Origin of the sequence: Collinsella sp. HCP3S3_D1, from assembly GCF_052064015.1 — a bacterium.
In the GTDB taxonomy this organism is placed as follows: domain Bacteria; phylum Actinomycetota; class Coriobacteriia; order Coriobacteriales; family Coriobacteriaceae; genus Collinsella.
Genome location: NZ_JBQHWK010000007.1, coordinates 1 through 22431 on the forward strand (window position 1 = coordinate 1; position 22431 = coordinate 22431).

Below are 22431 nucleotides of genomic sequence, written 5' to 3' on the forward strand. Positions count from 1 at the left end.
GCGGGCGCGGGCGTTCGCCCCTCCACACACCACTACCCCCCACCCGCCGCCCCCCCCCCCCCCCCCCCCCCCCCCCCCCCCCCCCCCCCCCCCCCCCCCCCCCCCCCCTGCTATTCAAAGAAGCTCGGAAGCCTCTATGCGTCTGTGCAAAAGCGCGTGAACGAGCTCATCTCTTGAGCCCCCAAGAAATTCGCGAGCGCATCAACTCGGGCGTGGCCATCCTGCTGGCCGCGCCCCTCTGCAACGCGCTGCTGCTGGTTTTACCATTTCTGATTTGGGATAGGCACCTTCGCTAGCTCCATGCAAGTGAATTGTGGTCCCACGTGGATTCTTTGGGCCCGATCGCGAGCGCGGGCCCGAAGGCTGTAGTAGCTGGCCCATGCCGGGCGCGACGGGTCGCAGACGCTTTCCTGGCTGCCGCCGTCCCAGTAGGTGGGCACGTCCATGCGCGCCTTGGCCTGCGACGAGCCGTTGGTTTGGGTTACGTGGAAGGTCGTCGCGGTGCCCGCGGGGGCGTCGTTCCACGAGACTGTGAAAGTGACGCCGTTTTGGCTTGCGGTGGCGGAGTGGGCGTAGCCGGTTTCTGCCGCGGCGGAGATCGCCTCGGGCGTTCCGTTGGTTTGGGTGCGGAGGTATGGGGCGGCGGTGCCGTCGGCGCTTTCCGTGTTGGCTGCGCTGGTGCCGGTGGATGTTGCGGTGCTGTCCTCAACGGTATCTGCTGTCGCATTTGTGCTGGCGCCGTCTTCAGCCTTGCCTATGTCGCTGTTCGTGGCGTCGGCCTGCGCCTGCTGCTCGGCTGTTGCCTGAGGCTGTACGGCTTCTGCGATGGCTGCCATAGCATCGTCGCGCCGACCATGGACGTGCACGCGATCGCGCAGAGCAGGTAGTAAAGGGGTCGTTTCATAGCGGAGCCTCTCGGTGAGCAGCCAATAGGGTTCGAAGGCAGCTCCAGGCCAGCACTCCGCACATATTTTGTTGCGGTTTATTTTACGGGAACAACAGTCAACATCAGCGAACTTTCTGGGGAATGTTGGGGAGGGGATGTTTCTTGCGAAGGATACTCTCCGACTTTATTTGCAGTGACCGCTGAATGCTGCTGTGGATGCCGTCATTATTGCCAGAACGCATGCTGTGGTCAATCTTTAAGCGCATGTCTGCTTTTCCTGCAGATATTGTTCTTGTCCTATTTAGCTGCTATATTAGTTTTACCGTAGGGGTAAAACTTTGGTAGGAGGTGGTTATGCAGGTCAACTATAAGAACCGTCAAATCGAAAAGATCTGCACAAACGCTTCTGTTGCTGCCAAAAAATACGATAAGCGTACCGTGGGGCTTATCCAACAGCGTGTAGATGAGATTCACGCTGCTGATTCCGTTGAGATGCTCGTTCAGTTTGGGATCGGGCGATGCCACCAGCTTGTTGGTGACCGTAAAGGGCAATTTGCAATGGACTTGGTACATCCTTTGCGATTGGTATTTGAAGTCATTAGGGATGAGATTCAGATAGCGGAAATTCAAGAAATCGTTGACTACCACTAGCAAGAGGTTTGTAAATAGGAGAATGCTTAAGAGGTGAGAGGTCATGGCAAGGAGCAAGACTTATATCGCAACACCACCAGGGGCTACCATAAAGGAGCAGCTTGAGTATCGCGGTATGAGCCAGCGCGAGTTTGCTAGGCGCATGGATTACTCTGAGAAGTTCATAAGTCAGCTTATAAATGGACAAGTTGAGCTTACTCCAAATACTGCACATAGGCTCGAGATGGTGCTGGGCGTTCCCTCGGCATTTTGGATGAATCTTGAGGCGCGTTATCGTGAGAAGTTGCTGCAGGTCGAGGACGAAAATTCTATCGAAGAGGATAAGCAGATAGCCAGGAAGTTTCCTTATGCACAAATGGCCAAACTGGGATGGGTCGAGCCGACGCGCTCCGTGGCTATTAAAGTGGTCGAGCTTAGAAAATTCTTTGAGGTTGTTAGGCTTACGCTGCTGAATGAAGACCGACTTGCTCCGAGAATCGCTTATCGTCGCCAGAAGGAAACCGCTGAATCCGAATATGCACTTTTGGCTTGGGCCCAGAAGGCCAAGATCGATGCGCGAGGGATAACGACCGGTAAGATCAATGTTGGTAAGCTTGAGGAGTATATTCCCAAGCTCAGAGAGCTTACGTCTATGGATCCTGCAGATTTTCAGCCAGCCCTTGTGTCTATGTTGGCTGAATGTGGGATTGCAACGGTCTTTTTGCCCCATCTTGAGCGCACGTTTCTCAATGGTGCGACGTTCTATGACGGATCAAAGATTGTGCTCGCGCTTACGCTGCGAGGGGCCGATGCCGATAAGTTCTGGTTTAGTCTTTTCCATGAATTGGCACATGTTATTAAAGGGCACATTGGACGGACCACTGGGACTACCGAAGAGGAGGAGCGCGCGGCGGATGCTTTCGCGCGTGATACCTTGATTCCTCCAGAGGCATATGCTCAGCTCGTTGATGGAAGCAAGACACGTAGTTCCGTTGCGTCTTTTGCCAATGAGATAGGAATTGCCCCGGGAATTGTAGTGGGTCGTTTGCAAAAAGATGGGTATCTGCCATATAGCCAGTTGAATAGCCTCAAGGTTAGGTATCAGTTTGCGGAATAGAGTGCACATCTCCGGGGATCCCGGGTGCTTGACGTTGCTGTAAAATGATTTCAGTGATGCAGTCGCCGCGGACTCTATGTGAGGCGGAGACAAAGGAGGGTCGTTGTCCGGGTTTCCGGCAACGGCCCTTTGACGTTTCCGCGACAACTGGATGTTGTCGCGGATGCCGCCTTTGTTGCTAGAGCCCTCGATGCGGAGCCGTTATTTCGGAAGTGCGGGGAAAATCGGAACTCTCGAGCGCACCGCCCTTTTCATGAAACGAAACCGCAGATAGATGCGTTGTCTCTATCCGGCGTAGCCGGCATGTCAAGAATTTGCCGCATACTTCCGGAATGGGCGCTCATTCAGCACCCTCGTCGCCCCCACATCCTCTAAAGATGTTCTTAAAACTGCCTTAAAGGCGTCCCGGCTCGCGTTGACGGCGTACAATACGCATGTTTGACTATGGCAAATGTCGAATTAAGGGGAGGGGTGCGCCATGGAGGTGCTGGTTGTTGGCAACACCGCATATGTTGACGATGACTTTTGTGCCAAGGCGTTCCCCGGGGACCATGTTAAGGTCGTCGCTGCCGCGGAAGCGCGCCGCGACGAGTCATCGCCCCATGCCTCGTGGAATGAGCTCCTCCAGCACTTGGAGCAGGCCTACGAGTTCGACCGCGTGGTCTACCTATCCAATTACCTTACCCCGCATACCGATATCGTGGGCGATATCGAGCTGCTGCGCTCGGTCTTTCGTGCGTGCGCGGGTCGCCGGGTCCAGCTGCTGTATGTAGCGGGGCCCGCGGGTGCCGCGGGTGCCGCCGATGCCACGGGGCGAACGGGCAAGGGCATTATCGCGCGCGCAGCCAACGACCTGTGCCGCTACTACGCTGCTCGCGAGGGCGTTCAAACCAAGATCCTGCGCGTGCCGTTCCTGTATACCGCGTCTGCCGCGCTGGATGATCCGTTTTTGGTGCCGCTATTTGACGCGTGCTCAACCGGATCGGTCGCTTTACAGGGCGCGGAGGACGCGCCGTTTCCGCTGCTGTGTGCCGAGGAGCTCGCGGTGCTGGTGCATCGCATCTTTGACAGCTGGGACGCCTCCTTTGAGACGCTCGATGTTGCCGATACCTTCCATCACACGTCAGGTGAGGTGGGCGAGGCCCTCAAGGCGCTGTTCCCAGGGCTCTCAGTTGCCTATGGCGATTCTGCCGGCTATGCCCTGCCCGTCAGCGACATCGTTCGCGTTCGCTATGGCTGGTTTCAGCGCTACGACCCGTTTCGTGATCTTTCGACCATTCATGCTCGCTGGGATGCTGGCCGCGCAGGGAAGGTCAACCCCTTGCGCGCCGCCATCGACCGCATCCAGATGCACACGCTGCCTATTAAATGCCTGGAGACGGGCGTCGCCTGGGTCCTGTTCGAGGTGCTGGAGTATTTGTTCTCGCAATCTGCCCAGCTCAACGTGCTCGATTATCGCCTGCTCTACGTCGTGCTCATCGGCACGCTGTATGGCCTGGACTTTGGTCTGGTTGCGGCGCTGCTGGCATCGGTTGGGTTGGCTGTGAGCTACTTTACCCAGTATGGCTATACCTTCCAGGGCCTCTTTTACGAGCCGTCCAACTGGCTGCCGTTTATCGCGTACTTTGTGGTGGGTGCCGTATGCGGCTACGTGCAGCTGCGCAACAGCGAGGCCATTAAGGTGGAGCGCGACCAAAACGAGCTCGTGCGTAATCGCAATACGTTCCTCACGCAGCTCTATCACGATGCTATCGAGGACAAGCGCACCTACAAGCGCCAGATTGTGGGGCGTCACGATAGCTTTGGCAAGATCTTTGCCGTGACGCAAGAGCTCGACGTGCTCAACCCGCGCGACATCTACCGCAAGTGCTGTGAGCTCATGGGTGAGATTCTCGAAAACAATTCGGTGACGATCTACCACGTTTCGGGCGGGGCGTTTGCACGTCTGGTGGCGGCGAGTCCCGTGATTGCCGAAGACGCCACGCGTTCGCTCACGCTTGAGCAACTTGCACCCCTTTTGGGCGGCGGGGGTCGTTCGAACCTGTGGGTCAATCGCGAGCTGACGCCGGGGCTTCCCATGTTTGGATATACGATCGAGCGCGACGGGGCGCCCGCCGTGTTGATCTTTGTGCGTCGTGCGGCCGAGAACCAAATGACGCTCTATTACCAAAACCTGTTCCGCATCTTGTGCGGCCTGGTCGAAAGCGCGCTGGGGCGTGCCTTTGACTATGAGGCGGTGGCGCAGGATAAACGCTGCGTCGATGGCACGTGCGTGCTCAAGCAGGCGGCCTTTGGTCAAGAGCTCGCGGCCGAGCAGGCGCTGTCGGATGGCAAGATGGGCAGCTTTTTGCTCCTGCGCGTGGTGCCGGGCATGGAGCCTGTCGGCGAGCTGGTGGGCGCAATTGGGTCGGCAATCCGCGAGAGCGATGCAGCGGGCCTGGTCGACGGTGACGTGCTTTACCTGCTTATGCGCCAGGCAAAGCCGTGCGACCTCCCCATTATCCGCGAGCGCCTGAGCGCGAAGCGGATTGCGGTGGAGCCCGTCGACGGCGAGGACATCGTGGCGCTTCTGCAGCACATCGCTGACACCGGTGACGGTGAGGAGGATGTCGCTTGATCTCGCTTGTCGTTGCTGCCGTCTTGCTGCTGATTCATGTGCTGGTTTGCCTGGTGTTGTGGACGCTTATGAAGTTGGGCCTGCTGCCGGTGCGCGGGCATATGCTGGCCGTGATGGTACTCGTGCCGTTGTGGGGACCGCTGCTGGTGGTGCTGCTTATCACGCGTAGCGCCGTGTTTGGCACGGACCTTAAGGACGACACGCTAGAGTCGCTGCGCATTAACGACGAGCTGCATCGCAGCATCTTGGTGCACGACCGTGAAGCCGATGCGGGCGTGATCCCGCTCGAGGAGGCGCTCATCGTCAACGACCCGGCAGACCGGCGCCGCCTCATGCTCTCCATGCTTACCGAGGACCCCGATGCGTACCTGGCGCAGCTGCAGGCGGCTAAGCTGAACGACGACGTTGAAGTGGCGCACTATGCCGCGACGGCGGTGGCGCAGATCTCCAAGGAGTCCGACCTTAAACTGCAGCAGCTGGAGCGCGCCTTTAAGACCGACCCGAGCGCGCAAAACCTCGACGAATACTGCGATTTTCTTGGTGAGTATTTAGACTCGGGTTTGGCTGAGGGGCGCGTGGCTCAGATTCAGCGTCAACAGTACGCACGTCTGCTTGCGCGCCGCTGCGAGCGCGAGGACACCTTTGAGCTGCGTATTCGGTATGCTGCGGCGCTGGCCGATGTCGGACAGATCGACGAGGCGCAGGCCGTGACCGACCAGCTCGTGCTCGACGTGCCCGAGGAGCAGGAGGTTTGGATGCTTTGCCTGCGCCTGGCCGTGATGCGCCGCGACGGTGACGAGGTCCACCGCGTGATCGATGCGATCGACAAACAGCATGTGTACTTGAGCGCCGCCAACCGCGAGGAGCTGGCTTTTTGGCGCGACGGGGAGGAGGCCCGATGAGCGTGGTTCAGCATATCCGCGACCGTGCGGGCCATTTTCGCTGGATGGGCCTGCTCGTGGTGTGGGCGGTCTTTATTGCCATGGCCGCCGTGCTGCTGGTGGAGCGTGCCGGCGTGCAGTACAGTGCGGGCCAGCATAAGCTGGGGATGCTTGCCGCCAACGATGCGGTGCCGGCCTCCTCGGCAATATTTGGTCAAAAGCCCACGTGCCTGGTCATTACCGATTCCGATCAGACGGGCGTCGAGGACGTAAAGGAGCAGTTCGACCAGATCCTGCTCGACATGAAGATCGCGCACCGCGACGTGGACCTTGCCCTGGACGGCGCGGATGCCGTTCCCTCGCTGACGTCCTTCGATCGCGTGATTTTGCTCATGCCGTCGCTCGATGGGCTCGGTACGCACCTGACCGATATTATGAGTTGGGTGAGTGCCGGCGGTTCGCTTATGCTCGCCATGCCGCCGGATAATTCGAGCTATCTGCAGGTGATTGCTCCCAAGCTTGGTATTGAATCGGCCGGATACGACTATGTAATAGCCGAAAGCATTGTGCCGAGCGAGGACTTTATGCTGGGCGGGGGAGAGCGCTACGGGCTCTCGGACCCCTTTGATTCGTCGCTTTCGGTTTCGCTGCGCGAGACGGCGCGTGTGTGGGCTAAGACCGGCGATGCAGGCGCCCCGCTCATTTGGTCCAATGACTGCGGTAGCGGACGCACCGTGGTATGTAATATCGGTGTCTACGACAAGGTCATGCGCGGGTTTTACGCCGCGGCGATCAGCCTGCTCGGCGATGCCACGGCCTATCCGGTCATCAACAGTGCCGTCTTCTATCTGGACGACTTTCCCAGCCCCGTGCCCTCGGGCGACGGCACCTACATCAAGCGCGACTACGGGCTTTCCATCGCCGACTTTTATGCCAAGGTCTGGTGGCCCGATCTGCAAAAGCTCGCGCAAAAATACGGCATTCGCTATACCGGCGTGATGATCGAAAACTACGAGGACGCGGTCAATCGGACCGAGCCCGCGCGCCAGGCCGATACCACGCAGTTTCGCTACTTTGGCGGCATGCTGCTGCAGATGGGCGGAGAGCTGGGCTTTCACGGCTACAACCATCAGCCGCTGGCGCTCTGGGATACCGACTATGGCACGCTGTACGACTACAAGACGTGGAAGAACAAGGAGACGCTTGTTGCATCGCTCAACGAGCTTATCGCCTTTCAGGACGAGGTGCTACCCAACGCGCACGGTTCGGTCTACGTGCCGCCGTCAAATATCCTTTCGGCCCGCGCTCGCAAGATTATTGGCGAGGACGTGCCGCGCATTAAGACCATCGCCAGTACGTATTTTGAGGATGGTACCGACCTGCCGTACGTGCAGGAGTTTAGCGTGGCGAGCGATGGCATTGTGGAGCAGCCGCGTATTGTCTCGGGCGGCATGGTCGACGATTCCTATATGCGCCTGGCTGCCGTGTCCGAGCTCAACATGCACTACGTGAGCACGCACTTTATGCACCCGGACGACCTGCTCGATCCCGATCGCGGCGCCAGGCAAGGCTGGGAGGTCTACAAGGGCGGCCTGACCGACTACCTGGACTGGCTTACCAAGTCTGCGCCCGACCTGCGTCGCCAGACCGGCTCGGAATGCTCGGGCGCCATCCAGCGCTTTTCGTCCGTGACGGTGAGCGTGGATACAGACGCGGATGCCTGGACGCTTAACCTGGGCAATTTTCACGACGAGGCGTGGCTCATGTTCCGCGCCAATAACGGCGAGCCGGGTGCAGTCACGGGTGGCGAGATTACGCATCTGACGGGCGACCTGTACCTGGTCAAAGCTACGGACAAGACGGTGACCATTGCGCGCAAGGAGGGTAGCGACAAATGAGAATCTGCTTGGTACTCGAAGGTTGCTACCCCTATGTGCACGGTGGCGTGTCCACCTGGATGCATGGCTATATACAGGCCATGCCCGAGCACGAGTTTGTGCTGTGGGTGATTGGCGCGCATGCGGCCGACCGCGGCAAGTTTGTCTACGAGCTGCCTGGTAACGTGGTCGAGGTACACGAGGTGTTTCTGGACGATGCCCTGCGTCTTTCGGGCGAGCAGGAAGAGGCGGACTTTAACGACCGCGAGCGCGAGGCGCTGCGCCGCCTGGTGTCGCTCTCTAATCCGGATTGGGACGTGCTGTTCGATATCTTCCACCGCCGTCGCGTGCATCCGCTCTCGTTTTTGCAGAGCCGAACGTTTATGGATATCTTTCGCGACGTGTGCCTGGCCGAGTACCCCTACACGCCTTTTGCCGACGCATTCCATACCATGCGCTCCATGCTGCTGCCCGTGCTCTACCTGCTGGGCAGCGAGGTGCCGGTGGCCGATGTGTACCACGCCATCTCGACCGGCTACGGCGGCCTGCTCGCCTGCTTGGGTTCAAGCGTTCACCATGCGCCGGTGCTGCTCACCGAGCACGGCATCTACACGCGCGAGCGCGAGGAGGAGATCATTCGCGCCGACTGGGTGGTGCCGTCGTTTAAGGACCGCTGGATTCGCTTTTTCTACCTGCTTTCGGAGGAGATCTACCGTCGCGCTTTTCGTGTGACGAGCCTGTTTCACAATGCCCGCAAGACGCAGATCGATATGGGCTGCGATGCGGACAAATGCCTGGTCATCCCCAATGGCATTCAGTTCGACCGCTTTAAGGACATTCCCTTAAAGCCCGATGACGGCTGGGTTGACATTGGCGCGGTGGTGCGCCTGGCGCCCATCAAGGACGTCAAGACCATGATCTATGCCTTCTTTGAGCTGCACGAGCGCGTCCCTAAGGTGCGCCTGCATATCATGGGCGGCGTGGACGACGAGGAGTACGGCGCCGAGTGCCATGCGCTGGTCGATACCCTGGGCGTGCGCGACCTGATCTTTACCGGCCGCGTCAACGTGGTCGAGTACATGGAAAAGCTGGACTTTACCATTTTGACGAGCATCTCCGAGGGCCAGCCGCTCAGCGTGCTGGAGTCGCTTGCCGCGCGTCGTCCCTGCGTGACGACCGAGGTGGGCTGCTGCCGTGAGCTGCTCGAAGGCGCCCCGGGCGACGACTTTGGCGTGGCGGGATTTGTGACGCCGCCTATGTATCGCAAGGGCTTGGCCGATGCCATGGAGCGCATGTGCTCAAGCCGTGCCCGTCGCATTGAGATGGGGGAGCGCGGCCAGCGTCGCGTTGCCACGTACTTTTTGCACGAGCAGATGCTCGCCAACTATCGCGCGCTGTACGACGAGACGGCGCGTGCGTATGATTTGCCCAGAGAGGGGGAGTAGCCGGTGGCCGGAATCGGTTTTGAGCTCAAACGCCTGTTTAGGCGCAAGGGTCTGTTTGCCACGATGCGCGCCTATGGCTACGCCGGCATTGTGTGCACGGGCCCCATGCTGCTGGGCGTGCTGCTCCAGGTGGGTATCTTGGTGCTGTGCGGTCTGTGGGATGTGGGCCGCGCCAACCAGGATCTGCTGGTGTGCATGGTGACCTATACGCTGCTGGCGTCGCTTACGCTCACGAGCTTTTTCTCCATGCCCGTCACGCGCTTTTTGGCGGACATGCTCTTCGCCGAGCGCGAAGAAGAGGTCTTGCCCTCGTTTTGGGGTTCCAACGCCATCATGCTGGTTACGGGCACGGCGCTCTACGGCGTCTTTTTGCTGTTCTCGGGCGCCACACTGCTGCAGGGGCTGCTGTGCCTGTGGCTGTTCAACATTATGATTGTCAACTGGAACGGCATGAGCTATCTCACCGCTATTAAGGATTACCGTGGCATTCTGTGCAGCTTTACGGCTGCCATTGGCGTGGCGTTCCTGTGCGCCCTGGCAGCGCTGGCACTGGGGCTGCCGCCGGTTGAGAGCCTGTTGGCATCAATCGCCCTGGGCTACGGCGTCATGCTCGCCTGGGACGTGGTGCTGCTGTACCGGTATTTTCCACAGAGCGACCGCAGTCCCTGGCTCTTTTTGCAGTGGCTCGATCAGTTTATGCCGCTGGCGCTCACGGGCCTGTTTACCAACCTGGGGCTCTTTGCGCACCTGGTAATTATTTGGGCCGGTCCCATTGGCGTGCAGGTCAAGGGCCTGTTTTATGGCGCGCCCTACCACGATGTTCCGGCGCTCATCGCGTTTTTGACGGTCCTGGTCACGACCGTAAACTTTGTGGTCTCGGTCGAGGTCAACTTTTATCCGCGCTACCGCGACTACTACAGCCTTTTCAACGACGGCGGCGTAGTGGGCGATATTGTGGTGGCCGAGGAGGAGATGCTCTCCACGCTCAACAGCGAACTGCGCTTTTGCGCGCTCAAGCAGCTGTTTGTGACGGCGGCGGTCATCTCGCTCGAGACCACGGTGCTCTCGGCCCTGCCGCTGGGCTTTAACAGTCTTATGCACGGGTATTTTCGCACGCTGTGCGTGGGCTATGGCCTGTATGCCGTGGGCAATACGGTGATGCTCATCTTGCTGTACTTTACCGACTACAAGGGGGCCGTGCTGGCCTCGGGCCTGTTTGCCGGTGTGGCGGGGCTGGCGACTGCCGTGTCGTTGCTTTTGCCGCAGCAGTTTTACGGCTTTGGCTTTTTGTTGGGTGCGGCGGTGTTTTTTATCGTGGCGCTGATGCGGCTCGATACCTATACTGCCAACTTGCCGTATCGTATCCTGAGCCAGCAGCCCATGGTGGCGACCGACAAGACGGGTCGCTTTACACAGCTGGGCCGCTGGCTCGACCGTGCCGAGCGGCGCTATGAGGAAGCCCGCCATAAGGGCGAGCCGCACGGCGCGTTTGAACGCACGGTGGTCCGTGTGTATCGCAACCTTTGGGGAGGTTCTGATGACCGATAGGATGATATCGCGTCGCCGCTTGATTGAGGCGGCTGCCGGCACACTGCTGCTTTCGGGCTGCTCTGCGCAGGACGAATCCTCGACAAAAAAGGCCAAGAAGCAGGGCAAGATTAACAAAGCCGAGACCTCGAATGAGGTCAAGCACCTGCGCGATAAGGACGAACTGTACGAGGTCTACGACGACTCGGGCATTGTGACCATGTACCTGACGGTCTCGCGCGGCAACAGCTCCGAGAACACTGATCACAGCTGGGCCGAGATCAATACGTACTCGGTGTATGACTATGCCGACATGGGCGTGGCGCGCTATCAGGTTATGGGCCTTTTGCAGGCGGGCGACGAAGAAGGCCCGGTTGCCGGTGAGGTTGGCTATGGCGAGGAAGCGCCCAATGCCACCGTGCAGGTGCGCGGCCAGACGTCGAGCTCCTATACGCAAAAGAATTACAAGGTGGAGCTCAAAAAGGGCAAGGGTACCTGGCGCCAGCAGCGTTCCATTGCGCTCAACAAGCATATGGGTGAGGGTTTGCGCTTTCGAAATAAGATGGCCTACGATTTGATTCGCGGGATTCCTCAGATGATGGGCCTGCGCACGCAGTTTGTGCACCTGTGGGTGTGCGACCAGACCGAAAAGTCCAACGATACCTTCGAGGACTACGGCCTGTTTACACAGGTAGAGCAGCTTAATAAGACGGCGCTTAAGGCACATGGCCTAGATAAGAATGGACACCTGTACAAGTTGAACTTCTTTGAGTTCTATCGCTACGAGGACACCATTAAACTCGCCGACGACCCCGATTACAACCAGGTGGCTTTTGAGAGCATGCTCGAGATTAAGGGCGACTCGGACCACACCAAGCTCATCGAGATGCTCGATGCGCTCAACGATGACACTCAAAAGATCGAGGACGTGCTTGCGACCTACTTTGATACCGAGAACTTGGTCTATTGGCTGGCGTTTCAGATCCTGACGGGCAACTGCGATACGCAGAACCGTAACTGCTATCTGTACAGCCCGCTCAACTCAAATACCTGGTACTTTTTGGCTTGGGATAACGACAGCATGCTGTGTAAGCTTGAGCTGAGCCTGAAGGGGTTCTCGGACTTTGTGAACTGGCAACGCGGCGTGAGCAACTACTGGGGCAACGTTTTGTTCAGGCGCGCTCTAAAGAGCAAGTCGTTCCGTAACGAGCTCGACGATGCCATCAAGGACTTGCGCTCGTATTTGACCGAGAAACGTCTGGCCAGGATGATCAAGCACTACCGCGAGGTTACCGAATCCCTGGTCTTTGCTTCGCCCGATATCGACAATCTGTCTGTCACCAAGGACCAATACGAGCAGATTGCCGCGGCGATTCCCTCCGAGATCGAGGAGAACTACAAGAGCTACTGCGAAAGCTATAAGAAGCCCATGCCGTTCTACATCGGCGTGCCGCAGATTGAAAACGGCAAGTTGCGTGTGAACTGGGATGCCGCGTACGACTTTGAGGCGCGCGATATTCGCTATACCGTCGAGCTTGCGCGCGACTACGCCATCAATGACGTGCTTTTTAAGGCCGAGGACGTGCTGCTGCCCGAGGTAACGTGCGATGCGCCCGATACCGGCCAGTACTTTGTGCGCGTGCGTGCTACCAACTCCGACGGCTATACGCAGGATGCGTTCGATTATTATGTGACCGACGACGGCAAGCAGTACGGCATGAAGTGCTTTTACGTGCAAGACGGCGGTAAGGTCGTGGAGGACACGTATGAGGAAGGCTAGCGCGTTGCTTGAGCGCCTGGCGGCCCCGCCTGCGCGTGCCACGCAGGAGCGTTATCGCCACGAGCTCAAATATCTCATTAACGAGGGCGAGCACGCCGCGCTTGCCTGTCGCATGGCGCCGGCCTTTAAACTGGACAAGCATGCGCGCTCGGGTGGTTACACCATTCGCAGCCTGTACTTTGACGACTACTGCAACTCGGCCTACGAGGAAAAAGACGCCGGTATTCTCATGCGCAAAAAGTATCGCGTGCGCATCTATAACGGCAGCGACAGGGTGATTAAGCTCGAGCGCAAAAAGAAGTACGGCAGCTGGATCTACAAGGAGGACGCGCCGCTCACGCGCGGCGAGTTTGAGCAGATCCTGGCTGGCGACTACGGCTTTTTGCTGAGGAGCCCGCACCAACTCTGCCGCGAGTTCTACATCGAGTGTATCTGCAACATGATGCGCCCGCGGACCATCGTGGACTACGAGCGCGAGCCGTGGGTGATGGATGAGGGCACCGTGCGCATTACGTTTGACATGAACGTGCGTGCCGCGGTGGGTAGCTTTGATATCTTTGACGCAACCTTGCCCGCGCTGCCCGTGCTGGAGCCCGGCAAGCTAGTGATGGAGGTCAAGTTTACCGAGTTTTGTCCGCAGCTGGTGCGCGATATGGTGCCGCCGGGCGCGGCCGAGCTTACGGCGGTTTCCAAGTACTGCCTGTGTTACGAAAAGACCGCCTACCTGCGCGGTTTTAACTACTGGGAATCGGATTTTGAGAACCGAGGGGATATTTAGACCATGAGCACCAGGGACTTTTTTAAGAACTCCGTCTTGGAGGCGTTTGGTCAGGTCGACCCTGCCAAGATCGGCCTGTCGCTGCTCGTGGCGCTCGCCATGGGCATCCTGATCTATTACGTGTACAAGCGCTTTTTTACCGGCGTGGTGTATTCGCGTAGCTTTGCCGTGACGCTCGTGGGCATGTGCGTGCTCACCTGCATGGTCACGCTCGCGATCTCGACAAACGTGGTCATCTCGCTCGGTATGGTCGGTGCTCTGTCCATCGTCCGCTACCGTACGGCGGTCAAGGACCCGCTTGACCTGCTGTATCTGTTTTGGTCCATTACCACGGGCATTACGGCGGGAGCCGGCATGTATGCACTCGTGGGGCTCACGGCAGCAGTGATCGTGCTGATGATCGCCGGCTTTGCGAGCAGTCAGGACAAGTCGCGCGTGTACATGATGGTCATTCACTACACGGGCCAGACCACTGGCGACGATATCGTGCGCGCGTTTGGGCGCACCAAGTTCACCGTTAAGTCCAAGACTATGCGTGGCGACAAGGTCGAGATGGCCGTCGAGGTGTTCTCTGACGGTGTGGATATGCCCTATGCCGACGCTATCCGTGCCCTCGATGGCGTGGAGGACCTAACGCTTATCCAATACAACGGCGAATACCACGGCTAGAACCCTAGCGAGTAGATTGGGGAAACATCCGCATCGTGGGCTTTTGTTTTGAAGGGACGGTGTCACGTGGACGCACAACAGCTAGAAGAGGCCTGGGCTGCAAGGGCTGGCGCGCGCGAGGCGCGACTGGTTGCGGCCTCGCATGTGCCGGCGGCGCTTTCGCTTCTGGGGATTGTGCGCCCCGGCGATCGCCTGGTGGCCTTTGCGGATGACTTTGCCGAAGCGTTTGCGTGCGGCTTTGAGGGCTGCGATGTCGTGTTGGTGGGCTCGCCGTCCGCCGAGGCGTTTGCTGCTGCGTCCGAGGGCTTTGATGCTTCGCTTGATGCCGAGGGGCCGCACCTGTGGTGGTTCGCCAACTCCATTGGCGCGTTCGGTCTGCGTGTGCCCGATTTGCGCGCGTTAGGCCGCGCCGCGCGTGAGGCCCATGCACTGCTGGTTGTTGACAACACCGTGGCTGACGTCTTTGGCTGCAATCCGCTGAGCTTGGGCGCCGTGCTGTCGCTCGAGGCACTCGACCGCGTGTGTGCCGGTAAGGCCCCGCGTAAGCTCGTTGCCGCTTCGGTGGCGCGATCGCAGCTCAAGCGCCATCGTGTGGATGCCGCGGCTGAGTGCGTGCATGCGTTGTTTGCGGGCTGCGGTGCGTCGGCGCTCGATCTTTCTGCTGAGGAGGCCGACGTGCTGGAGCGCGGGTTTTCCTCGCTTAACGCTCGCATGCAGGCTCACTTCGATCGAGCCCGTGCGCTGGCCGAGTATCTGGCCGCGAACGAGATGGTGCGCAACGTGCGCTATCCCGGGCTGAGCTCGCATCCTGACCATGCGGTTGCAACGGGAATCCTCGAGCATGGCTTTGGCCCGGCAGTTGAGTTTGACCTTATCGAGCGTAGCGCGGGAGAGTTGTTCGACGCTTTGCCGGGGGAGTTTCGCACATCGTTCGCCGGCGGTGCAACGACGCGTCTTTTGGCCCCACGTGGCAAGCAGGGGGACACCATCCGCCTCTTTGCCGGCACCGACGATCCCCTGACGGTAGCCGCCGCCCTCGATAACGCCCTCCGACAGTAGCTAATTTGGGACGGGGCTTTTTTAGCTACCCAATGTCAATTTTTGGCTATGAGTTAAGAATGCTCTGGATGGGTAGCTAAAAAAGCCCCGTCCCAAATTAGCTACTCTTTGATGGTGTCGATCAGGTCGTTGGCCCTTGCGGCTATGACTTCGTTGATCTCTGCCTGCAGCTCCTCGTAGGCCGCTATGGCTCGCTCGCCGGCGGGGGTGAGCGAGCTCCCGCGGGCGCCGTCGCGCTCGATGAGCTTGCACCCCAGCTGCCCCTCGGCCTCGTTCACAATGCGCCATGCCTTGGAATAGGCCATGCCCATGCTCTTGGCGGCACGGTTGATCGAGTGTTCGCGGGCGATACCCTGCAGCAGCAAGACGCAGCCGTGGCCGAACACGCCCGGCAGATCTTTGTCGCACGACTGAATGACCAGTTTTGCCGTCGTCTTGTACTCCATGCGCTCCACGTCTCTCCGCTAAAGTGTCTGCTGGGCAAACGCAAAGCCTGCGTTAAGCCCTCGTGTGCTCTTCTTAAATCATGCATTGTAGCAGTCAAAGTGCGTTAAGATACTTGCCCAGTATTGGGCGCCCAAGGTTGGGCTGGGTCCTACGAGGCCTGCAGCCGACCGGTCGCATGGAAAAAGGAGAAACATGGCTACGTTCTTTCCCGGTGAGTCCCACACGTTTTCGGAGTATCTGCTGGTCCCTGGTTATTCGTCCTCGCAGTGCATCCCCAACAACGTCTCTCTTAAGACGCCGCTAACCCGCTTTAAGCGCGGCGAGAAGCCGGCAATCACCCTGAACATCCCCATGGTTTCCGCCATCATGCAGTCCGTCTCGGGCGTCGACATGGGTGTCGCGCTCGCTACCGAGGGTGGCCTGTCCTTCATTTACGGTTCCCAGACCCCCGAGTCCGAGGCCGCCATGGTCAAGGCCGTCAAGGATCACAAGGCCGGCTTCGTCCAGTCCGATTCCACGCTGACCCCCGATATGACCATGGAGCAGGTCATCGAGCTCAAGGAGAAGACCGGTCACTCCACCATGCCGGTCACCGACGACGGCACTCCCAAGGGCAAACTCCTGGGTATCGTCACCAGCCGTGACTATCGCCCCAGCCGCGATGACCACCAAAAGAAGGTCTCCGAGTTCATGACCCCGCGTGAGCAGCTCATCGTGGGCGACAAGAACATCAGCCTCAAGGTTGCCAACGACGTCATCTGGGACAACAAGCTCAACGCCCTGCCCATCGTCGACGACAACGATCACCTTATGGGCATCGTCTTCCGCAAGGACTACGACAGCCACAAGACCAACCCCAACGAGCTGCTCGACGGCGATAAGCGCTACATGGTCGGCGCCGGCATCAACACCCGCGACTATGCCGAGCGCGTGCCGCTGCTCATCGAGGCCGGTGCCGATGTCCTGTGCATCGACTCTTCCGAGGGCTTCAGCGAGTGGCAGAAGCGCACCATCGAGTGGATCCGCGCCAACTACGGCGAGGATGTTAAGGTCGGTGCCGGCAACGTCGTCGACGCCGAGGGCTTCCGCTTTTTGGCCGACTGCGGTGCCGACTTTATCAAGGTGGGTATCGGCGGTGGCTCCATCTGCATCACCCGCGAGACCAAGGGCATCGGCCGTGGCCAGGCCACCGCGTTGATCGACGTCTGCCGCGCTCGCGACGAGTACTACGAGGAGACCGGCGTCTACGTGCCCGTGTGCTCCGACGGCGGTATCGTCTACGACTACCACATGACACTCGCCCTTGCCATGGGTGCCGACTTTATGATGCTGGGCCGCTACTTTGCCCGCTTTGACGAGAGCCCGACCGAGCGCGTCAACGTCAACGGTCAGTACATGAAGGAGTACTGGGGCGAGGGTTCTGCGCGTGCCCGCAACTGGCAGCGCTACGACCTGGGCGGCGCCGCGAAGCTCAGCTTCGTCGAGGGCGTCGACTCCTACGTTCCCTACGCCGGTTCCCTCAAGGACGGCGTGGGCGGCACGCTCTACAAGATCAAGTCCACGATGTGCAACTGCGGCGCCCTCTCGATTCCCGAGCTCCAGAAAAAGGCACGCCTGACCCTGGTGAGCTCGACCTCGATTGTCGAAGGCGGCGCCCACGACGTTGTCGTCAAGGATTCGCAGCAAAGCGTCAGCTACCGCTAAGCGGCTTTCCCAAGCACCGCACCTTGCCGTTCAAACCGTCGCTCGCGTACCAAAGTACGCGTCGCTCCTCTTTCACGGCAATCTGCGGCACTTGGAAAACCCGACCATGCTTGAGCGGGTAGCAATTAGCGGTTGATTCACAACCACGTTATTAAGATAAAGCGAGATGCCTGCAAGTCGTAGGCATCTCGCTTGTCGTATTTGCTATCATCAGTCAAGTTAACCTTAGGGTCGGTCGGCTTGGCTTTGTTCGCTACAAGTTCCGCACGCAAAGAAGAGCACTTAATGTGCTCTTCGTCTTGCGCAGGACTGTCCGCAGTAGCGAATAAAGCCAAGCCGACCGACCCCAGCTAAGATTAAAGGAGCTGATATGTGCGATTGCACAGATCATAAGGACGAGATCCCTGCCTACGACGCGCAGGCCATTGAGTCCAAGTGGATGAAGGCCTGGGAGGACTCCAACCTCTTTGCCGTCGACACCGACGCCAGCAAGCCCAAGAAGTACGTGCTCGAGATGTTCCCGTATCCTTCGGGCGACCTGCACATGGGCCACGCGCGCAACTATACCATCGGCGATGCCATGGCCCGTCAGGCCCGCATGCGCGGCTTTGACGTGCTGCATCCCATTGGCTTTGACGCCTTTGGCCTGCCCGCCGAGAACGCCGCCATCAAGCACAACACGCAGGCTGCCGCCTGGACGTATAAGAACATGGACCAGGCGCTCGCCACGATGAAGCGCATGGGCTTCTCCTACGATCTGGATCGCATGGTCAAGACCTGCAGCCCCGACTACTACCGCTGGGGTCAGTGGATCTTTGAGAAGATGTGGGAAAAGGGCCTGGTCTACCGCAAGAAGAACCCGGTCAATTGGTGTCCCACCTGTAAGACCGTTCTGGCCAACGAGCAGGTTACCGAGGGCAAGTGCTGGCGCTGCGGCACCGAGCCCGAGAAGCGCGACCTGGAGCAGTGGTACTACAAGATTACCGAGTACTCCCAGGAGCTGCTCGACGATCTGGAGAAGCTCCCCGGCTGGCCCGAGCGCGTTAAGCAGATGCAGGCCAACTGGATCGGCCGCTCCGAGGGCGCCGAGGTCGACTTTACCCTGTGTGATGCCAACGGCGATCCCATCGAGGGCGACGAAGGCAAGATCACCGTCTTCACCACGCGTGCCGACACGCTCTTTGGCGTCTCCTTCTTTGTCCTGGCTCCCGAGTACGCTCGTCTGCATGAGCTCGTCGAGGGCACGGAGTACGAGGAGGCCGTGACCAAGATCGTCGAGGACTCCAAGCATATCTCTGCCGTCGAGCGTGCCCAGGGCACCCTCGAGAAGCACGGTGCCTTTACGGGCCGCTACGTGGTTAACCCCGTCAACGGCGAGAAGGTTCCCGTGTGGGTTGCCGACTATGTCGTTGCCGATTACGGCACCGGCGCCGTCATGGCCGTTCCCTGCGGCGACCAGCGCGACTTTGAGTTTGCCCGCAAGTACGACCTCCCGATCGTCCCGATCATCCTGGACGATGATGACCGCGCTGCCGTCGAGGCCAGTGGCGAGACCATCGATACCTTCCATGCCGAGACCGTCGACTGGGATTGCGCCCACGCTGCCGAGGGCACGCTCGTCCAGTCCGGCAAGTACACCGGCATGCGCGGCGGTAAGCACTCCGAGGGCGAGGCTGCCATCGTGGCCGACCTCGAGGCCATGGGCTGCGGTCGTCGCAAGGTCGAGTTCCGCCTGCGCGACTGGCTCATCAGCCGTCAGCGCTATTGGGGCAACCCCATCCCGGCCATCCATTGCGAGCACTGCGGCATTGTGCCCGTGCCCGAGGACCAGCTGCCGGTGACGCTGCCCGAGAACCTGGACCTGGGCGCCGGCGAGACCCTCGCCGAGTGCAAGGACTTCTACGAGACCACCTGCCCGGTCTGCGGCCGCCCGGCCAAGCGCGAGACCGATACCATGGACACCTTCACCTGCTCCAGCTGGTATTACCTGCGCTATACCGACCCGCACAACACCGAGCTGCCCTTCTCCCGCGAGGCGGCAGACCGTTGGATGCCCGTCGATAACTACATCGGCGGCATCGAGCACGCCATTTTGCACCTGCTCTACAGCCGCTTCTTTACCAAGGCGCTGCGCGACCTGGGCCTGCTCAGCGTGGACGAGCCCTTTACCAACCTGCTGTGCCAGGGCATGGTCAAGGACGAGAACGGCGACACCATGTCCAAGTCCAAGGGCAACGTCGTGCCCCCGAGCTCGGTTATCGAGCCCTACGGCGCCGACACCATGCGCCTGGCGATCCTGTTTATCGCCCCGCCCGAGAAGGACTTTGACTGGGATCCCAAGGCCGTCGAGGGTGCCAACCGCTTTATCAAGCGCGCCTGGCGTATCGTGTGGCAGCTTGTCCAGTCGGGTGACGCCAACGTTGCCTTCGACAAGTCCGTGCTCGACGAGACCGCGATGAAGCTCTATCGCGAGCGTCACCGCACCATCGCCAAGTGCACCGAGGACTTCGATCGCGGCCAGTTTAACACCGCGATCTCGGCCGTCATGGAGCTCGTCAACGCGGCGAGCGCCTACCTCAACGCCACCGAGGGCGCATCGCGCGACAAGGCACTGTGCTACGGCGTGGCCAAGGACATCGTGAGCGTCCTTGCCCCCATCTGCCCGTTCTGGGCCGACGAGCTGTGGCACGAGGCGCTCGGCTGCGAGGGCAACGCCTACACCGCCGCCTGGCCCGAGTTTGACCTGGCCGAGTCCATCGAGGACACGGTGCAGATCGTCGTCCAGGTGCTCGGTAAGGTCCGCGGCCGCATCGATGTGGCCCGCGATGCCTCCAACGAGGAGATGCAGGCTGCCGCCGAGGCCGCTGTTGCCAAGTGGCTCGAGGGCAAGACGGTCGTCAAGGCCATCTGCGTGCCCGGCAAGCTGGTCAACCTGGTGGTTAAGTAAACCTCGCGCATATAGTTGATGCACAATAGACGAGGGACGATCCGGCTGGGTCGTCCCTCTTTTTGGATATGGATACTTGCGACTACATCCAATTATCCATTTCTTGTGGAGAACCTGTGCTCACGCTGACCTGCGGGTTTGTGCTATGGTTGCACGTTTTCGCAGGTATTGGTATAGTTTGCTTGCAAATGAAGTTGTAATTGAAAGAAGTGGGGTTTCGGCCCCGCTTCTTTTTTGTATGGATGGAGGTGCCGCAATGGTCAAGACCAAGATCGAGCAGGCGATCATCGACGCGCTCGAGGCCGTCGCCCCCCAGCACGATGTCGATATTGTCGACGTTGAGCTCGTGGGTGCCACCAAGGCCCCCTGCGTGCGTGTGCGTATCGAGGGTGCCGAGGGTCAGAGCCTGTCGCTCAACGACGTCACGGCCAACACCAAGTGGGTCGGCGACGTGATTGAGGAGCTCGACCCCATCTCTTCGAGCTATACCCTCGAGGTGTCGAGCCCGGGTATGGCGCGCCCGCTGCGCCGTCCGCGTGACTTTGCCCGCTTTGTGGGCGAGGACTGCGAGCTTTCCTCCACCGCCACCGAGGGCCGTCGCAAGTACTCCGGCAAGATTGCCGCCGCGACCGAGACCAACGTAACCCTCGAGCTCGAGGACGGCGAGTCTGTCACCCTCGATTTTTCCGATGTTAAAAAGTGCAAGTTGAAGCCCGTCTATGACTTCAAGCCCGCGAAGGAAGGAAACTAACATGGCAGCATCCGACATGATGTCCGCCCTGATGGAGCTTTGCCAGGAGAAGCACATCGACCAGCTCTACCTGATCGACCGCCTGGAGCAGTCGCTCGCCAAGAGCTATGCCGAGATCCTGCATCTTGAGTGGGGCGCCAAGGTGACCATCGACCGCACCACCGGCAAGATCTATGTCTACCGCCTTGAGCCGATCGACGATTCCATGGACGAGGAGGGCAACTTCACCGAGTTCGAGGAGATCGACGTCACCCCCAAGAACACCAGCCGCATCGCCGCCCAGCACGCCAAGGCCGAGATCAACGCCATCGTGCGCAACTCCGCCCGCGAGCAGATCTACGAGGAGTTCTCCGGCCGTATCGGCGACCTCATCAGCGGTACCGTACTGCAGTCCACACCCGACTTTACGATCGTCAAGATCCGCGAAGGCGTCGAGGCCGAGCTTCCGCACTTTGATCAGCGCCGCTACGAGAACGAGCGCAACGAGCGCCCCATGGGCGAGCGCTATCTGCACAACCAGCACATCAAGGCCGTGATCATTGACGTTCGCGACCCCAACTCCACGCTTCCGCCGGTTCGCGGCGAGCACAGCCGTCCGCCGATCGTTATCTCGCGTACCCACCCCGAGCTCATGCGTCGTCTGTTTGAGCAGGAGGTGCCCGAGATCTATGAGGGCACCGTCCAGATCAAGTCGATCGCCCGCGAGCCCGGCCAGCGCTCCAAGGTCGCCGTCCACTCGCTCGACGACCGCCTGGATCCCGTGGGCGCCTGCGTCGGTCCCAAGGGCAGCCGTGTGCGCGCCGTCGTGGGTGAGCTGCGCGGTGAGCGCGTCGACGTCATCCTGTGGGATGCCGATCCGGCCGTCTACGTCGCCAACGCCCTGTCGCCCGCCAAGGTCACTCGCGTCCTTATCGACGAGGAGAAGGCCTATGCCGGCGTCATTGTGCCCGACGACCAGCTTTCGCTCGCCATCGGCAAGGAGGGCCAGAACGCCCGCCTGGCCGCACGCCTGACCGGCTGGCACATCGACATTAAGTCCGAGACCCTTGCCGCCGACATCCTCAAGAACGTTCCCGTTCACGAGGAGCCCGCCGCCGACCTGATCGGTGACGAGGAGGATGACGACGCCCGTCGCTGCGAGTACGTGTCCGAGGACGGCATCCAGTGCCGCAACCAGGCCCGTCCCGGTTCCCGTTTCTGCGGTGTCCACGACACCGACGCCTTCGATGATGCGGAGGACCTGATCTAGCGCGCGGTTGCGCTGGACAGGTTCCGGCGCACATCCCACGCTCGTTCAGTCTCTAGGCACCCAAGGT

17 protein-coding genes are annotated in these 22431 nt (G+C 59.9%); 15 read left to right on the forward strand and 2 right to left on the reverse strand.

All coding sequences use genetic code 11. From position 1 onward, the window contains the following. Positions 1-260: 260 nt before the first annotated feature. Positions 261-836: a hypothetical protein gene (locus tag ACTNDJ_RS03375; protein WP_441083321.1), complete on the reverse strand. Its 576-nt coding sequence runs from the start codon at positions 834-836 to the stop codon at positions 261-263. 404 nt (positions 837-1240) lie between these two features. Between ACTNDJ_RS03375 and ACTNDJ_RS03380 the strand changes: the two genes are divergently transcribed. The 11 genes from ACTNDJ_RS03380 (at position 1241) to ACTNDJ_RS03430 (ending at position 15266) form a co-directional block, all read left to right on the forward strand. Then, positions 1241-1537, forward strand: coding sequence for a type II toxin-antitoxin system RelE/ParE family toxin (locus ACTNDJ_RS03380; protein WP_441083322.1), 297 nt, complete (start codon positions 1241-1243; stop codon positions 1535-1537). A gap of 43 nt (positions 1538-1580) precedes the next feature. Beyond that, positions 1581-2633 carry a helix-turn-helix domain-containing protein gene (locus ACTNDJ_RS03385; RefSeq protein ID WP_441083323.1) on the forward strand — a complete coding sequence of 351 codons (1053 nt, stop codon included), beginning with the start codon at positions 1581-1583 and terminating at the stop codon, positions 2631-2633. A gap of 478 nt (positions 2634-3111) precedes the next feature. Continuing rightward, positions 3112-5250, forward strand: a complete 2139-nt coding sequence (locus tag ACTNDJ_RS03390; RefSeq protein WP_441083324.1) for a DUF4118 domain-containing protein — start codon at positions 3112-3114, stop codon at positions 5248-5250. Then, positions 5247-6152, forward strand: coding sequence for a hypothetical protein (locus ACTNDJ_RS03395; RefSeq protein WP_441083325.1), 906 nt, complete (start codon positions 5247-5249; stop codon positions 6150-6152). Before ACTNDJ_RS03390 ends, ACTNDJ_RS03395 begins: the two co-directional genes overlap by 4 nt. Next, positions 6149-8029, forward strand: a complete 1881-nt coding sequence (locus ACTNDJ_RS03400; RefSeq protein ID WP_441083326.1) for a DUF2194 domain-containing protein — start codon at positions 6149-6151, stop codon at positions 8027-8029. Before ACTNDJ_RS03395 ends, ACTNDJ_RS03400 begins: the two co-directional genes overlap by 4 nt. Beyond that, positions 8026-9453: a GT4 family glycosyltransferase PelF gene (gene pelF, locus ACTNDJ_RS03405; protein WP_441083327.1), complete on the forward strand. Its 1428-nt coding sequence runs from the start codon at positions 8026-8028 to the stop codon at positions 9451-9453. Before ACTNDJ_RS03400 ends, pelF begins: the two co-directional genes overlap by 4 nt. Positions 9454-9456: 3 nt before the next feature. Beyond that, complete coding sequence (gene pelG / locus ACTNDJ_RS03410) at positions 9457-11001, forward strand: exopolysaccharide Pel transporter PelG (RefSeq protein ID WP_441083328.1); 1545 nt, start codon at positions 9457-9459, stop codon at positions 10999-11001. After that, positions 10991-12760, forward strand: a complete 1770-nt coding sequence (locus ACTNDJ_RS03415; RefSeq protein ID WP_441083329.1) for a CotH kinase family protein — start codon at positions 10991-10993, stop codon at positions 12758-12760. Before pelG ends, ACTNDJ_RS03415 begins: the two co-directional genes overlap by 11 nt. Further along, the gene (locus ACTNDJ_RS03420) at positions 12747-13538 is read left to right on the forward strand and encodes a polyphosphate polymerase domain-containing protein (RefSeq protein WP_441083330.1); all 792 of its coding nucleotides are present in this window, start codon (positions 12747-12749) and stop codon (positions 13536-13538) included. Before ACTNDJ_RS03415 ends, ACTNDJ_RS03420 begins: the two co-directional genes overlap by 14 nt. A 3-nt stretch (positions 13539-13541) precedes the next feature. Next, entirely contained in the window at positions 13542-14207 is a 666-nt protein-coding gene (locus tag ACTNDJ_RS03425) for a DUF4956 domain-containing protein (protein ID WP_441063443.1), read from the forward strand. Between the two features lie 66 nt (positions 14208-14273). Next, positions 14274-15266 carry a PLP-dependent transferase gene (locus ACTNDJ_RS03430; protein ID WP_441083331.1) on the forward strand — a complete coding sequence of 331 codons (993 nt, stop codon included), beginning with the start codon at positions 14274-14276 and terminating at the stop codon, positions 15264-15266. Between the two features lie 101 nt (positions 15267-15367). Here the strand turns inward: ACTNDJ_RS03430 and ACTNDJ_RS03435 are convergent, their stop codons facing one another. Beyond that, positions 15368-15712, reverse strand: a complete 345-nt coding sequence (locus ACTNDJ_RS03435; RefSeq protein WP_427719637.1) for a winged helix-turn-helix domain-containing protein — start codon at positions 15710-15712, stop codon at positions 15368-15370. 193 nt (positions 15713-15905) lie between these two features. On the opposite strand from ACTNDJ_RS03435, the gene ACTNDJ_RS03440 reads away from it, so the two are divergent. From ACTNDJ_RS03440 to nusA, 4 genes are all read left to right on the forward strand, one after another. After that, positions 15906-17417: an IMP dehydrogenase gene (locus ACTNDJ_RS03440; protein WP_154515410.1), complete on the forward strand. Its 1512-nt coding sequence runs from the start codon at positions 15906-15908 to the stop codon at positions 17415-17417. A gap of 370 nt (positions 17418-17787) precedes the next feature. Next, positions 17788-20364: a leucine--tRNA ligase gene (leuS, locus tag ACTNDJ_RS03445; protein ID WP_441083332.1), complete on the forward strand. Its 2577-nt coding sequence runs from the start codon at positions 17788-17790 to the stop codon at positions 20362-20364. A gap of 256 nt (positions 20365-20620) precedes the next feature. Next, the gene (gene rimP / locus ACTNDJ_RS03450; RefSeq protein ID WP_441068673.1) at positions 20621-21115 is read left to right on the forward strand and encodes a ribosome maturation factor RimP; all 495 of its coding nucleotides are present in this window, start codon (positions 20621-20623) and stop codon (positions 21113-21115) included. A 1-nt stretch (position 21116) separates the two neighbouring features. Then, entirely contained in the window at positions 21117-22364 is a 1248-nt protein-coding gene (nusA, locus tag ACTNDJ_RS03455; RefSeq protein ID WP_154515419.1) for a transcription termination factor NusA, read from the forward strand. Positions 22365-22431 lie beyond the last annotated feature (67 nt).